Origin of the sequence: Variovorax ureilyticus (genome assembly GCF_050632185.1) — a bacterium.
Lineage (GTDB): Bacteria > Pseudomonadota > Gammaproteobacteria > Burkholderiales > Burkholderiaceae_C > Variovorax > Variovorax ureilyticus_A.
The window spans coordinates 24,316-38,232 of sequence record NZ_CP192579.1; the positions used below are offsets into that span (position 1 = coordinate 24,316).

Sequence of the window (13,917 nt, forward strand, 5' to 3'; positions counted from 1 at the left end):
CCTCATGTCCCACACCTCCAAATTCTCGCGCCGCCTGCGCGCCGCCTCGCTGCTGGCGCCGGCCGCGCTCGCGCTGGCCTGCGGCGCCGCTTCGGCGAAGACGCTGGTCTTTTGCTCCGAGGGCAGTCCCGAGAACTTCTACGCGGCGGTGAATACGACGGGCACCTCGTTCGACGTCACCACGCAGGTCTACAACAACCTCGTCGAGTTCGAGCGCGGCGGCACCAAGGTCGTCCCGGGCCTGGCCGAAAGCTGGACCATCTCGCCCGACGGCACCGAATACACCTTCAAGCTGCGCAAGGGCGTGAAGTGGCACAACACCTCCAAGAACTTCAAGCCCACGCGCGACTTCAACGCCGACGACGTGGTCTTCATGATGGAGCGGCAGTGGAAGGAGAGCGACCCCTACTACAAGGTCACGAGCTCGAACCACTCCTACTTCAACGACATGGGCATGCCCAAGCTCTTGAAGTCGGTCGATCGCGTCGATGACTACACGGTGAAGATCGTGCTGAACAAGCCGGAGGCGCCCTTCCTCGCCAACCTCGCGATGCCGTATGCGGGCATCCAGTCGAAGGAATACGCGATCGCGATGCTCAAGGCCGGCACGCCCGAGAAGATCGACCAGGATCCGATCGGCACCGGCCCGTTCTATCTCGTGCAGTACCAGAAGGATGCGATCGTCCGCTTCAAGGCCTTCCCGCAGTATTGGGGCGGCAAGGCGAAGATCGATGACCTCGTCTTCGCGATCACGCCCGATGCCTCGGTGCGCTGGGCGAAGCTGCAGAAGGGCGAATGCCATGTGATGCCGTATCCGAACCCGGCGGACCTCGACGCGATCCGCAAGGACCCGAGCGTGCAGGTGCTCGAACAGCCCGGCCTGAACGTCGGCTACCTTGCCTACAACACGCAGAAGAAGCCCTTCGACGACGTGCGCGTGCGCAAGGCGCTCAACATGGCGATCAACAAGAAGGCGATCATCGACGGCGTCTACCTGAGCACGGGCGTCGCGGCGAAGAACCCGATCCCGCCGACGATGTGGTCGTACAACGACGCGGTCAAGGACGATCCGTACGACCCCGAGGCCGCGAAGAAGCTGCTCGCGCAAGCCGGCTATCCGGACGGCTTCACCACCGACCTGTGGGCGATGCCGGTGCAGCGCCCCTACAACCCCAACGCGAAGCGCATCGCCGAGCTGATGCAGGCCGACCTCGCGAAGATCGGCGTCAAGGCCGAGATCAAGTCCTTCGAATGGGGCGAATACCGCAAGCGCATGCAGGCGGGCGAGCACCAGATGGGCATGCTCGGCTGGACGGGCGACAACGGCGATCCGGACAACTTCCTCTACACGCTGCTGGGTTGCGCGTCGGCGCAATCGAACGGCAGCAATGTGGCGAAGTTCTGCTATCAACCTTACGAGGACCTGGTGGTGAAGGCCAAGAACGTGCCGAAGCAGGCGGACCGCGAGGCGCTCTACAAGAAGGCGCAGGTCATCTTCAAGGAACAGGCGCCGTGGTTCACGATCGCGCATGCGGTGCAATTGAAGCCGGTGCGCAAGGAAGTGGTCGACTTCAAGCTGAGCCCCTTCGGCCGTCACACGTTCTACGGTGTCGATATCAAGCAGTGATCCTCTGATGGAGGACTCGCCACCGCGGCCGATCGCGATCGTCTCGGCGATGCACGAGGAGCTGGGGGCTTTGCTCGCCCAGATGCCGGACGAGCAGCGCATCCAGGTCGGCGGACGCGACTTCTGGGCGGGGCATCTGCAGGGCCAGCTCATCGTCGCCGTGCTGTCGCGCATCGGCAAGGTGGCGGCGGCAACGACCGCGACGGTGCTGCTGGAGCGCTTCGGCGCGCGGGCCATCGTCTTTACCGGGGTCGCTGGAGGGTTGGCGCCGGGCGTGGACGTGGGCGATGTGGTGGTCGCGACCAGGCTGCTTCAGCATGACCTGGATGCCTCACCGATCTTTCCCAGGTACGAAGTGCCGCTCACGGGCCATGCGCGCTTCGCGGCCGACACGGAAATCAGCGATGCGCTCGCCGCCGTGGCCGCCGACGTGCTGTCCGATCCGGTGACGCTGCTCGGCGAGAAGGTGGCCGACGACTTTGCGCTCGCGGCGCCGAAGGTCCATCGCGGCCTGCTGATCAGCGGCGACCGGTTCGTGTCGACCTTCGCCGAAAGTGAGGCGCTGCGCAGCGCGTTGCCCGATGCGCTCGCGGTGGAAATGGAGGGCGCGGCCGTCGCGCAGGTCTGCCACGACTTCGGCGTGCCCTTCGCCGCGGTGCGGACCATCTCCGATCGCGCCGACGACGCCGCGCACGGCGATTTCACGCGCTTCGTCTCCTCGGTCGCGAGCCGCTACAGCCTGGCCCTCGTCAGCGCCTGGCTAGCGACCCTCTCGCGGCCGTAACAACCACCTCGATTCTTCTTGCACCAGGGCACCCGCGGAACCGGCTTGGCCGGGCCGCCGGGTGCGCCCCCTTGAGGGGGCGGCTACACGAAGTGAGCAAGCAACGGGGGTGGTCTACTTCAACCAGCCGCGCCGGCGGAAGTAGAGCATCGGCACCAGCGCGCTCGCGACCATCAGCGCGATCGCATACGCGTAGCCGTAGGTCAAATCGAGCTCGGGCATGAACTTGAAGTTCATGCCGTAGACGCTGGCGATCAGCGTCGGCGGCAGCAGGGCCACGCTGGCCACCGAGAAGATCTTGATGGTCTTGTTCTGGTTGATGTTGATGAAACCGACGGTCGCATCCATCAGGAAGTTGATCTTGTCGAACAGGAAGGCGGTGTGGCTGTCGAGCGATTCGATGTCGCGAAGAATCTGCCGCGCTTCTTCGAACTGCTCGGCATTGAGCATGCGGCTGCGCATCATGAAGCTCACGGCGCGGCGCGTGTCCATGACATTGCGGCGGATACGGCTGTTCAAGTCTTCCTGCCGCGCGATGAGGCCGAGCACCTCGCCGGCCAGTTCGTCGCTCACGTTGCCGGACAGCACTTTCTTGCCGGCCAGTTCCAGTTCGTCGTAGATGTTCTCGAGCGTGTCGGCCGAGTACTCGGCGTCGGCGTCGAAGAGCTTGAGCAGCACTTCCTTCGCGTCCTCGATCAATCCCGGCGCCCGGCGTGCGCGCATGCGCACGAGGCGGAACACCGGCACGTCCTCGTCGTGGATGGAGAACAGCACGCCACGGCTGCGCAGTTCGGTGTTGTGCTGGTTCAGTATGAAGGCGACGCGCACCGAGCGCGGGTTCTCGTCGTCGTCGATCAGGAAGTCGCTGCGGATGTGCAACTCGCCGTTGTCTTCCTCGTAGAAGCGCGCGGACTCCTCGATGTCCTCGTCCATCGCGTCCTCGGGAATGGACAGGCCGTAGTACTGCTTGATCCAGCGCTTTTCCTCGAGGGTCGGCGATTCGAGATCGACCCAGATCGGCTGGAACTTGGACAGCTCCTCCAGCGCCTCGATCTCTTCCTGGACGAGGCGGCCATTGGCGAGCGTGAAGATGTTGAGCATGGCTCACTCCCTTGGAAAGTCTGGCGGTTCGGCGAGTGGATGGGGCGCTTTCAATCCCCTCGCCGGAAGGGCGTCAGAAGGGGAGTGAAAGCTGCCGAGACGGGACGATTTCCATTGAAAGGCTCCGGTTTGCAGCGAGGCGCGATTATGTCACCGGGGCGTTACGACCCCGGTGCTGCGTCTGGATAAACATCCAGTACAGTTGCGCTCGATGCCGAGCGTTGCGACCCCTTTACTCAACAGCCCCGAAGAGCGGCTCGCCGATGCGCTCGCCCAGCTCAACGACGCGCAGCGTGCGGCGGTGCAGCATGGGTTCGACGCCGCCCTCGGCAAGGTCGCGCAGGACGAGCGCCCGCTGCTTGTGATCGCCGGCGCCGGTTCGGGCAAGACCAGCACGTTGGCGCATCGGGTGGCCAACCTGATTGCCCAGGGCGTCGATCCGCAGCGCATTCTTCTGCTGACCTTCTCCCGCCGCGCGGCGCAGGAAATGGAGCGCCGCGCCGGCCGGTGCTGGTGCGCGTGCTGGGCCTTCCGTCGCGATCCCCGCCGGCGCTGCCATGGGCCGGCACCTTCCATGGCGTGGGCGCGCGGCTTCTGCGCGAGTACGCCGCCCAGATCGGTCTGGACGAGAACTTCACCATCCATGACCGGGGCGACGCCGAGGACCTGATGGGGCTGGTTCGCAACGACCTGGGGCTGTCGACCTCCGCCAGGCGATTCCCTCTGAAGGGGACCTGTGTCTCGATCTATTCGCGCACGGTCAACACGCGCGCGCCGCTGGCCGACGTGCTCAAGCATGCGTTCCCGTGGTGTGCCGAATGGGAGAGCGAACTCAAGCGGCTCTTCGGCGCGTATGTGGAGGCCAAGCAGCAGCAGCACGTGCTCGACTACGACGATCTCCTCCTGTACTGGGCCGAAATGATGGGCGAGCCGACTCTCGCGCGGCAGGTCGGCGAGCGCTTCGATCACGTGCTGGTCGACGAATACCAGGACACCAACCTGCTGCAGGCGGCCATCCTGCGTTCGCTCAAGCCCGACGGGCGCGGCGTCACGGTGGTGGGCGACGATGCGCAGTCGATCTATTCGTTCCGGGGTGCGACGGTGCGGAACATCCTCGATTTTCCGGCGCACTTCAGCCAGCCGGCGCGCATCGTCACGCTCGAGCGCAACTACCGTTCGACGCAGCCGATCCTCGATGTGTCGAACGCCGTGATCGCCGCCGCCGCGGAACGGCACGCCAAGACGCTCTGGACCGACAAGCCGTCCGCCGGCCGTCCGCAACTCGTGCTGGTGGCGGACGAGGCGGCGCAGGCGACCTGGGTGGCCGACCGCGTGCTCGCACACCGCGAGGGCGGGCTCGCGCTCAAGTCGCAGGCCGTGCTGTTCCGCACATCGACCCACAGCGCGGCGCTCGAACTGGAACTGGCCCGGCGCAACATCCCCTTCGTCAAGTACGGTGGGCTCAAGTTCCTCGAAGCGGCTCACGTGAAGGACATGCTCGCGGTGCTGCGCTTTGCACAGAACCCGCGCGGGCGCATGGCCGGGTTCCGGGTCACCCAGCTGATCCCGGGCATCGGTCCGGTCACCTCCGCGCGGCTGCTCGATGCCATGGACACCGCGGCCGACCCGGGCGAGGTCGTGCGCTCCTTCGTGCCGCCTTCCCAGGCGCAGGCTGAATGGGCCCGTTTCGCGGATGCCTATGCTGCGCTGCGCCAGCCGTCGCTCGCGTGGCCCGCCGACATGGAGGTCGCCCTCGCTTGGTACCTGCCGCATCTGGAGCGGCTCTATGACGATTCGGGCGTGCGGCGCGGCGACGTCGAGCAGCTCGCGCGGCTGGCGGCCGGCTACGCATCGCGCGAGCGTTTTCTCACCGAATTGACGCTCGACCCGCCCGAAGCCACCAGCGACCGCCCGGGCTCGCCGCTGCTCGACGAGGACTACCTGATCCTCTCCACCATCCATTCCGCCAAGGGGCAGGAATGGACCTCGGTGCACGTCCTGAACGTCGTCGACGGCTGCATACCCGCCGATGTTGCGCAGGGCGCGCAGGAACTCGAGGAAGAGCGGCGGCTGCTGTACGTCGCCATGACGCGGGCGCGCGACCACCTGCATCTGCTGGTGCCGCAGCGCTTCTACGTGACGCAGCAGGCGGCGCGCGGCGACCGGCATCTGTACGCGGGCCGCACGCGCTTCATCACGGCGGCCGACGCACAGCGCTTCGACCGGCAGACCTGGCCGCCCCCGCCGCCTCGTGCGCCGCACGTTCCGCCGCCCGCCGCCACGATCGATCTCCTCAGCCGCATGCGTGCCGCCTGGCGGTGACGCGGGGGCGCGGCCCTGCGGTCGGCGTGGTCGTGTTTCCCCGGTCTTGACACCTTGGACGGCGTTCCGGACGAGCTGCGAGCGCCTGCGCGGGCGAACTCTTCCGCTATTGATTTCATAGCGATTTCATGCCGTGAATTAGATCTGGATCAAGCCTATATGGCAAAGGGATTGCAATTCGATGACAGCGTGGGCATAGTGAACCGACCTTCCCGCATTTGCTCCCCTGCCTCTCTCTTCCCTCTCTCCCAACCCTCGAATCTCCCCCGGTCGCGTCTTCCAACCAGAGACAAGGCCTTTTTCCAAACCGTCAATTCCAGGAGGTCATTCATGAATTTGACGATCAGCGGTCACCACCTCGACGTCACCCCCGCGTTGGACAACTACGTTAGGAGCAAGCTGAGCCGGATCAACCGCCACTTCGATCAAGTCGTCGATGTGAAGGTGATCCTCACGGTGGAAAAGCAAAAGGAAAAGGAACGCCGGCAACGAGCCGAATGCAACATTCACGTCAAGGGCAATGACATGTTCGCGGAAGCGAGCCACGCTGATCTCTACGCCGCCGTCGACGAACTGGTCGACAAGCTCGACAGGCAGGTCGTCCGCCACAAGGATCGCCTGCAGGATCACCATCACGCGGCACCCAAGCGCGTGATGTAAGTCCCCCTCGGGCAAATACTCTTGCGGGCCGCTTTCGAGCGGCCCTTTGCTTTTGCGGGGTGGGTGCATAATCGCCCCCGCCCCGCATCAACATGAACCGACTCGCGTCCATCCTGCCGCCCGCTCAAGTGCTCGTGAGCGTTGACGCCACCAGCAAGAAGCGTGCTTTTGAAGAAGCCGGCTTGCTGTTCGAAAACCTGCATGGCCTCGGCCGCGCCCTCATCACCGATAGCCTTTTCGCGCGCGAGCGCCTGGGCTCCACCGGCCTGGGGCACGGCGTTGCCATTCCGCACGGCCGCATCAAGGGCCTCAAGTCGCCGATGGCGGCCGTGTTCCAGCTCGCCAATCCCATCGGTTTCGACGCGCCGGACGAGCAACCCGTGGTCCTGCTCATCTTTCTGCTCGTGCCGGAAGCGGCCACGCAGAAACACCTCGAAATACTTTCCGAGATTGCCGAACTCCTGAGCGACGCGAACCTGCGCGAGCAGATCAAGTCGAGCACGGATGCGGCGGCGCTGCACGCGCTGATCGCCGGCTGGCAATCCGCCCAGGTCGCCTGAAGCAGTGCTGCCCCGCCGGCTCGCCGCTTCGCCGACACCCTCGTCATTCCTCAAACAGGGGGCTTGCAGGCAAGGCTCGGCCGGGCGTTCGCCGCCGGCCGTTAGTGGCCCATACTCTGCGCCATCATGAAGCCCACCGTCATCAGCGCCGACGCCATGTTCGAGGAGTTCCGCGGGTCGCTCCGCTGGGAATGGCTGGCCGGTCTGGGCGCGTCCGAGCGCCAGTTCGATCCCGACGTCATCAGCCGGGCCCAGTCGGCGGCGGACCTCGTCGGTTATCTCAACTACATCCATCCGTACCGGGTGCAGATCCTCGGCGCCCGCGAGGTCGCCTATCTCACGCGCGGCACGCAGGAGGATTGCGTGCGGCGCATCGCCCGCATCGTCACGCTGGAGCCGCCGATGCTGGTGCTCGCGGACGGCCAGCCGGCGCCTGACGAGCTCCTTTCGATCTGCGAGCGGGCCCAACTGCCGCTTTTTGCGACTCGCGAGTCATCGGCCTTCGTGATCGACGTGCTGCGCGCCTACCTGTCGAAACACTTCGCCGAGCGCACCTCGATGCATGGGGTGTTCATGGACATCCTCGGGCTCGGGGTGATGATCACCGGCGAATCGGGCCTCGGAAAGAGCGAGCTCGGCCTCGAACTGATCTCGCGCGGTAACGGCCTGGTCGCCGACGACGCGGTCGACCTCTACCGCATCAACCAGACCACGCTGGAAGGACGCTGCCCCGAACTGTTGCAGAACCTGCTCGAGGTCCGCGGCATCGGCCTCCTGGACATCCGCGCGATCTTCGGCGAGACGGCTGTGCGCCGGAAGATGCGGCTCAAGCTCATCGTGCATTTGGTGCGCCGCGACAGCTTCGAGCGCGACTACGAGCGCATGCCCTCGGCGCCGCTCACCCAGGACGTGCTCGGCATCCCGGTGCGGAAGGTGATCATCCAGGTGGTCGCCGGCCGCAACATCGCGGTGCTGGTGGAGGCGGCGGTGCGCAACTCGATCCTGCAGTTGCGCGGCATCGATACCTATGCCGATTTCGTCGCCCGCCACCACAAGGCGATGGAAGCGGCCCGCGACGACGACTAAACGGGTTCAGCGCTTGCTGACGCAATCTGCGCACAGGCCGTACAAAGACATCGCGTGGTCCTGCAGGATCCAGCCCTTGTCCTTCGCGATCATCTGCTGGCGACGCTCGATCTCGGAGTCGTAGAACTCCTCGACCTTGCCGCAGGCCGTGCAGATGAGGTGGTCGTGGTGCTTGCCCTCGTTGAGCTCGTAGACGGCCTTGCCGCTCTCGAAATGGCTGCGTTCGAGAATCCCGGCTTGTTCGAATTGCGTGAGGACGCGATAGACCGTGGCCAGCCCGATGTCGGAATGGTCGTTGAGCAGCACGCGGAACACGTCTTCGGCCGTCATGTGGCGCTGGGCGCCGTTCTGGAAGATCTCGAGGATCTTGAGACGCGGCAGCGTGGCCTTCAGGCCCGTGTTCTTCAGTTCTTCAATATTGCTCATGGGGCGTCCCTGCGGCCGGTCGGGGAAAGGGCCTCGAGGGGGCCAACCGCTACAATGATTTGATCATATCGTCCAACCCCTTTTCCATGCCTGCCATTCCCCAACGCCGTCGCTGGCTGCTTGCCGCCGCCATCGCGGCGAGCCTGGGCCTCGGCGCTTGCAGCAGTGTCAGCAACAGCACCCGCAGCGCGCTCTACGCGGTCACGCCCTACAAGATCGAAGTGGTCCAGGGCAACTTCGTGTCCAAGGAGCAGGTCGAGGCGCTCAAGCCCGGCATGACGCGCCAGCAGGTGCGCGAGATTCTCGGCACCTCACTGCTGACCGATGTCTTCCACTCCAACCGCTGGGACTACGTCTTCACGATCCGTCGCCAGGGCGTCGAGCCGCAGCAGCGCCGGCTGACGCTGTACTTCAACGGCGACGTGCTCGACCGCTTCGAGGGCGACCCGATGCCGAGCGAGGAAGAGTTCGTCGCCACGCTCGACACCCGCCGTCGCAGCGGGAAGGTTCCGACGCTCGAAGCATCGGAAGACCAGCTCAAGAAGTTCGATCCCAAGGACAGCGACAAGGCCAAGGACAAACCGGCCGATGGCGAACCCGCTGCGCCGACCGCGCCGCTGCCGGCCGCGTATCCTCCGCTCGAATCGCGCTGACGAGCGCATGTCGGTCCAACGGCCGGCGCGCGCCTTTTACCGAACCTGCATTTGCCGAGGCCGAGCCGCGTGACTGTTAATTCCTCTCCCTCTACCGCCCCCCGCCGCGTCGCCGTCGCCGGCGCTTCCGGCCGCATGGGCCACATGCTGATCGAGGCCGTCCGGCAAACCGGGGATTGCCAATTGGCTGGCGCGCTCGACATGGCCGGCAGCAGCGCGATCGGCACCGATGCCTCTGCGTTCCTGGGCGCCCCGAGCGGTGTGCCGATCGTTTCCGATCTGCGCGAGGGACTCGCAAACGCGCAGGTCCTGATCGACTTCACCCGCCCTGAAGGCACGATGGCGCACCTCGCCGTATGCCGCGAGCTTGGCGTGCAACTGGTCATCGGCACCACCGGGTTCAGCGATGCGCAAAAGGCCGAGATCGCCGCAGCCGCGAAGGACATCGCGATCGTGATGGCGCCGAACATGAGCGTCGGCGTCAACGTGACCCTCAAGCTGCTCGAAATGGCGGCCAAGGCGTTGTCGACCGGCTACGACATCGAGATCGTCGAAGCGCATCATCGCCACAAGGTCGATGCGCCCTCCGGCACCGCGCTGAAGATGGGCGAGGTGATCGCCGATGCGCTCGGCCGCGACCTCAAGCAATGCGCGGTGTACGGCCGCGAAGGCGTGACCGGCGAACGCGACCCCTCGACCATCGGCTTCGCGACGATCCGCGGCGGCGACATCGTGGGCGACCACACCGTGCTGTTCGCCGGCACCGGCGAGCGCATCGAGATCTCGCACAAGTCTTCCAGCCGGGCCGGCTACGCGCAGGGCAGCCTTCGCGCGGTGCGATTCCTGGCCGACAAGCGCGTGGGGCTCTTCGACATGTTCGACGTGTTGAACTTGAAGTGAAAGCACTCCCCAGGCCGCTTCGCGGCTCCCCTCTCCGCCTTCGGCGGGAGGGGCGCACCCGGCGGCCCGGCGAAGCCGGTTCCGCGGGTGGCCTGGGCTTGGACGCGTCGGTCTCGAGCAGTGATGACGGCTGGCGGGGCGGTTTGATGAGTGTCATCGAACTGCTCGCGCACGGCGACGGCGTCAGCCGTTTGGTGGCGATTCTTCTGCTCGCTATGTCGGTGTCGAGCTGGGTCGTGATCCTTTGGAAGGCGTGGCTGTTGCGCGGCGGCACCCGCGACGTCCTGCGCAGCATCGCGGCCTTCTGGCAGTCGCCGTCGCTCGGCGAGGCCGAATCCAGCCTCAAGTCCTTCGATCGCGCCGAGCTGGTGCTGCCCGCGGTGAGCGCGGTTCGCCATCTCGCGGTGCAAGCCGATGGCGGCACGCTCGGCGGCGCGGTGAACCGTGCGCAGCGCGTGACGCGGGTGCTGCGCGATGCGCTGCATGCGGCCTTGCGGCGCCTGCAATCGGGCCAGATCCTTCTCGCGACCGTGGGCGCCACCGCGCCGTTCGTCGGCCTCCTGGGCACTGTCTGGGGCATCTACCGCGCGCTGGTCGGCATCGCGGGCGAAACCGGCGGCTTCACCATCGACAAGGTCGCCGGCCCGGTCGGCGAGGCGCTGATCATGACCGCCTTCGGCCTCGCGGTCGCGATTCCGGCCGTGCTGGCCTACAACGTGTTCGGCCGCGTCGTCGGCCGCATCGAAGCCGAGCTCGAAGGCTTCGCGCACGACCTGCTCGGCATGCTGGGGGAGACGGCGCCGCGCGAAACGCTGCCGCCTCCGGCGCGGCCGATGCCCGTCTGAGGCATGGCCTTCGGTCGCACCTCGCTCGGCAGCGCGCCCACCGGCGGCCGCTCGGTCGGCGCGGGCGGGCAGCGGCCGCTGTCGGACATCAACGTCACGCCGCTGGTGGACGTGATGCTCGTGCTGCTGGTGATCTTCATCATCACGGCGCCGCTGATGGCGAGCTCGATCAAGCTCGACCTGCCGCGCACCGACGCGGGCAAGCCCAACGAAACGCCGAGGTTCGTGAGCCTCGTCGTCGATGCTTCGGGCAAGGTGTTCCTCAACGAGCAGCCGGTCTCGAACGAAGCGCTCGCGGCCGGGCTCGCCAGGGCGGCTGCCGACAGCCGCGATACCGAGGTCCAGCTTCGCGCCGACCAGACCGTGCCCTACGGCAAAGTCGTTGAATTGATGGGCATCGCGAACAAGGCGGGGCTGAGCCGCATCGGCTTCGTCACCGAGGCGCCCCGCGCGGACGCGCCCGCGAAGTAGCGATCAGGTCAGGTGCACGGGTTTTGTGTGCCAGATTTCGTGGGCGTATTGCGCGATCGTCCGGTCCGATGAAAACGCGCCCATCCCCGCCACATTGAGGATCGCCATCCGCGTCCACGCATCCGAATCCCGGTAGAGCGCATCGACGCGGCCCTGCGCCTCGATGTAGCTCGCGTAGTCGGCCAGCAGCAGGTAGTGGTCGCCCCAGCTCACCAGCGCGTCGAAGATCTCGTGATAGCGCGCCGGCTCGGCGGGCGAGAACATGCCGTCACGGATGCTGTCGAGCACGCGCTGCAGTTCCGGATCGGCTTCGTAGAAGTCGCGCGGCTGGTAGCCGCTCGCGCGGATCTCGGCCACCTGTGGCGTGGTGTTGCCGAAGATGAAGAAGTTGTCCGCGCCGACGTTCTCGCGCATCTCGACGTTGGCGCCGTCGAGCGTGCCGATGGTCAGCGCACCGTTGAGCGCGAACTTCATGTTGCCGGTGCCCGAAGCCTCGGTGCCGGCCGTTGAAATCTGCTCCGACAGATCGGCTGCCGGCATGATCATCTCGGCCAGGCTCACGCTGTAGTTGGGGATGAACGCCACTTTCAGCAGCCGGCCGACGCGCTCGTCGTTGTTGATCGTGTGCGCCACGTCGTTGATGAGGCGGATCACCAGCTTGGCCATGTGGTATGCCGACGCCGCCTTCCCCGCGAACACCACCACCCGCGGCACGTGGTTGGCGTCGGGCGCATCGAGGATGCGGTGGTAGCGCGTGATGACGTGCAGCACGTTGAGCAGCTGCCGCTTGTACTCGTGGATGCGCTTGACCTGCACGTCGAACATCGCGTCCGTGTCGAGGTCGATCGCCAGGTGCTCGTCGATCCAGTTCGCGAGCCGCAGCTTGTTCTCGCGCTTGGCATGACGGAAGGCGCGCACGAAGGCCGGCTGCTGCGCCATCGGCCGCAGCACTTCGAGCTGCGTGAGGTCCCGGCGCCAGCCGCGGCCAATGCGCGTATCGAGCAGCGCCGCGAGGGCAGGATTCGCCTGCGCCAGCCAGCGCCGCGGCGTGACGCCGTTGGTCTTGTTGTTGAATCGATCGGGAAACAGCTTCGCGAAGTCCGCGAAGATCGACTGCTTCATCAGCTCGGAATGCAGCCCCGAGACGCCGTTGACCGAATGGCTCGCGAGCACCGCCACGTAGGCCATGCGCACGCGACGTTCGCCGGCCTCGTCGATGAGCGACAGGCGGCGCATCAGTTCGACATCGTGGCCATGCGTCTGCGTCACGCTCGCGAGGAAGCGCGCGTTGATGTCGAACAGGATCTGCAGGTGGCGCGGCAGCACGCGGCCGAACATCTCCACCGGCCAGGTCTCCAGCGCCTCGTGCATCAGGGTGTGGTTGGTGTAGCTGAACACCTTCTGCGTGTGGCCCCAGGCCGCGTCCCACGGCAGGTCGTGCTCGTCGATCAGGAGGCGCATCAGCTCCGGCACGGCCAGCACCGGGTGCGTGTCGTTGAGGTGGATGCTGACCTGGTCCGGCAGGTCGTCGAAGTTCGTGTGGTTGCGCAGGTAGCGGCGCAGCAGATCCTGCACGCTGGCGCTGACGAAGAAGTACTCCTGGTGCAGCCGCAGCTCGCGGCCCGAAGGCGTGGAATCGTCGGGATACAGCACGCGCGAGACGTTCTCCGAGTGGTTCTTGCTTTCCACCGCCTCCATGTAGTTGCCGCGGTTGAAGGCCGTGAGGTCGATCTCTTCCGTCGCGCGCGCCGACCACAGCCGCAGGGTGTTGGTGGCCTGCGTGCCGTAGCCGGGGATGATGGTGTCGTAGGCCACGGCCAGCACGTCGTGCGTGTCGACCCATCGCGCCGCGCCGCCTTCGCCCCGCTGCACATGGCCGCCGAAGCGCACGCGGTAGGTCACCTCGGGCCGCTGGAATTCCCACGGGTTGCCGCGCGTGAGCCAGTAGTCGGGCGTCTCGATCTGCTGGCCGTCGACGATCCGCTGTCGGAACATGCCGTATTCGTAGCGGATGCCGTAGCCGATGCCGGGCACGCCGAGCGTCGCCATCGAATCGAGGAAGCACGCGGCGAGCCGCCCGAGGCCGCCGTTGCCGAGCGCCGCATCGGGCTCGCGCTCGGCCAGCGCCTGGATGTCGACGCCGAAATCGGCCAGCGCCTGCGTCACGGTGCCTTGCAGCTCCAGCGCCAGCAGCGCGTTGGTGAAGGTGCGGCCGATCAGGAACTCCATCGAGAGGTAGTAGACGCGCTTGAGGCGCTGCGCATAAATCTGGCGCGTGGTGGTCATCCAGCGCTCGACGATCTGGTCGCGCACCGCGAGTGCGGCGGCGTGGAGCCAGTCGTCCTGGCTCGCGGCGACCGGGTCCTTGCCGACCGCATAGATGAGCTTGTTCGCGACCGCACGCTTGAAGGCGGCGACGTCGCGGTCGGGGTGGTCGTACTTGAAGTCGTCGATGGTCATGGTGGGGCCGTGGGGTTTCGCC

General features: G+C 66.2%; 12 protein-coding genes and 1 pseudogene. 10 read left to right on the forward strand and 3 right to left on the reverse strand.

The annotated features are described in order from the left end of the window. Positions 1-4: 4 nt before the first annotated feature. Positions 5-1,627, forward strand: a complete 1,623-nt coding sequence (locus tag ACQ858_RS00125; RefSeq protein WP_431274893.1) for an ABC transporter substrate-binding protein — start codon at positions 5-7, stop codon at positions 1,625-1,627. Positions 1,628-1,634: 7 nt separating this feature from the next. Further along, the gene (locus ACQ858_RS00130) at positions 1,635-2,411 is read left to right on the forward strand and encodes a 5'-methylthioadenosine/adenosylhomocysteine nucleosidase (RefSeq protein ID WP_431274894.1); all 777 of its coding nucleotides are present in this window, start codon (positions 1,635-1,637) and stop codon (positions 2,409-2,411) included. Positions 2,412-2,525: 114 nt separating this feature from the next. Here the strand turns inward: ACQ858_RS00130 and corA are convergent, their stop codons facing one another. Continuing rightward, on the reverse strand, positions 2,526-3,512 hold the full coding sequence (gene corA, locus ACQ858_RS00135; protein ID WP_431274895.1) for a magnesium/cobalt transporter CorA: 987 nt from the start codon (positions 3,510-3,512) through the stop codon (positions 2,526-2,528). 211 nt (positions 3,513-3,723) lie between these two features. Here corA and ACQ858_RS00140 point away from each other — a divergent pair. The 4 genes and pseudogenes from ACQ858_RS00140 (at position 3,724) to hprK (ending at position 8,140) form a co-directional block, all read left to right on the forward strand. Beyond that, positions 3,724-5,834, forward strand: a pseudogene (locus ACQ858_RS00140) (ATP-dependent helicase). Between the two features lie 330 nt (positions 5,835-6,164). Beyond that, complete coding sequence (hpf, locus tag ACQ858_RS00145) at positions 6,165-6,494, forward strand: ribosome hibernation-promoting factor, HPF/YfiA family (protein WP_088958293.1); 330 nt, start codon at positions 6,165-6,167, stop codon at positions 6,492-6,494. 92 nt (positions 6,495-6,586) lie between these two features. After that, entirely contained in the window at positions 6,587-7,054 is a 468-nt protein-coding gene (locus tag ACQ858_RS00150) for a PTS sugar transporter subunit IIA (RefSeq protein ID WP_088958292.1), read from the forward strand. Positions 7,055-7,180: 126 nt separating this feature from the next. Further along, on the forward strand, positions 7,181-8,140 hold the full coding sequence (gene hprK / locus ACQ858_RS00155; RefSeq protein WP_431274896.1) for an HPr(Ser) kinase/phosphatase: 960 nt from the start codon (positions 7,181-7,183) through the stop codon (positions 8,138-8,140). Positions 8,141-8,146: 6 nt separating this feature from the next. Here the strand turns inward: hprK and fur are convergent, their stop codons facing one another. Beyond that, complete coding sequence (gene fur, locus ACQ858_RS00160; protein WP_431274897.1) at positions 8,147-8,566, reverse strand: ferric iron uptake transcriptional regulator; 420 nt, start codon at positions 8,564-8,566, stop codon at positions 8,147-8,149. 86 nt (positions 8,567-8,652) lie between these two features. On the opposite strand from fur, the gene ACQ858_RS00165 reads away from it, so the two are divergent. From ACQ858_RS00165 to ACQ858_RS00180, 4 genes are all read left to right on the forward strand, one after another. Continuing rightward, positions 8,653-9,219 (forward strand): outer membrane protein assembly factor BamE, encoded by a 567-nt coding sequence (locus tag ACQ858_RS00165; protein WP_431274898.1) that lies wholly within the window; start codon positions 8,653-8,655, stop codon positions 9,217-9,219. Positions 9,220-9,288: 69 nt separating this feature from the next. Next, positions 9,289-10,119, forward strand: coding sequence for a 4-hydroxy-tetrahydrodipicolinate reductase (gene dapB / locus ACQ858_RS00170; protein WP_431274899.1), 831 nt, complete (start codon positions 9,289-9,291; stop codon positions 10,117-10,119). 146 nt (positions 10,120-10,265) lie between these two features. Beyond that, positions 10,266-10,964, forward strand: coding sequence for a MotA/TolQ/ExbB proton channel family protein (locus ACQ858_RS00175; RefSeq protein WP_431274900.1), 699 nt, complete (start codon positions 10,266-10,268; stop codon positions 10,962-10,964). Positions 10,965-10,967: 3 nt separating this feature from the next. Beyond that, positions 10,968-11,435, forward strand: coding sequence for an ExbD/TolR family protein (locus ACQ858_RS00180; protein ID WP_431274901.1), 468 nt, complete (start codon positions 10,968-10,970; stop codon positions 11,433-11,435). Between the two features lie 3 nt (positions 11,436-11,438). On the opposite strand, the gene ACQ858_RS00185 is transcribed toward ACQ858_RS00180, so the two are convergent. Beyond that, positions 11,439-13,895, reverse strand: a complete 2,457-nt coding sequence (locus tag ACQ858_RS00185; RefSeq protein WP_431274902.1) for a glycogen/starch/alpha-glucan phosphorylase — start codon at positions 13,893-13,895, stop codon at positions 11,439-11,441. Between the last annotated feature and the right edge of the window lie 22 nt (positions 13,896-13,917).

Coding starts and splice junctions, on each gene's coding strand:
- fur (WP_431274897.1), bottom strand. CDS start 8,566: ATGAGCAATATTGAAGAACTGAAGAACACGGGCCTGAAGGCCACGCTG.
- ACQ858_RS00175 (WP_431274900.1), top strand. CDS start 10,266: ATGAGTGTCATCGAACTGCTCGCGCACGGCGACGGCGTCAGCCGTTTG.
- ACQ858_RS00180 (WP_431274901.1), top strand. CDS start 10,968: ATGGCCTTCGGTCGCACCTCGCTCGGCAGCGCGCCCACCGGCGGCCGC.
- hpf (WP_088958293.1), top strand. CDS start 6,165: ATGAATTTGACGATCAGCGGTCACCACCTCGACGTCACCCCCGCGTTG.
- ACQ858_RS00130 (WP_431274894.1), top strand. CDS start 1,635: ATGGAGGACTCGCCACCGCGGCCGATCGCGATCGTCTCGGCGATGCAC.
- ACQ858_RS00165 (WP_431274898.1), top strand. CDS start 8,653: ATGCCTGCCATTCCCCAACGCCGTCGCTGGCTGCTTGCCGCCGCCATC.
- ACQ858_RS00125 (WP_431274893.1), top strand. CDS start 5: ATGTCCCACACCTCCAAATTCTCGCGCCGCCTGCGCGCCGCCTCGCTG.
- ACQ858_RS00185 (WP_431274902.1), bottom strand. CDS start 13,895: ATGACCATCGACGACTTCAAGTACGACCACCCCGACCGCGACGTCGCC.
- corA (WP_431274895.1), bottom strand. CDS start 3,512: ATGCTCAACATCTTCACGCTCGCCAATGGCCGCCTCGTCCAGGAAGAG.
- hprK (WP_431274896.1), top strand. CDS start 7,181: ATGAAGCCCACCGTCATCAGCGCCGACGCCATGTTCGAGGAGTTCCGC.
- ACQ858_RS00150 (WP_088958292.1), top strand. CDS start 6,587: ATGAACCGACTCGCGTCCATCCTGCCGCCCGCTCAAGTGCTCGTGAGC.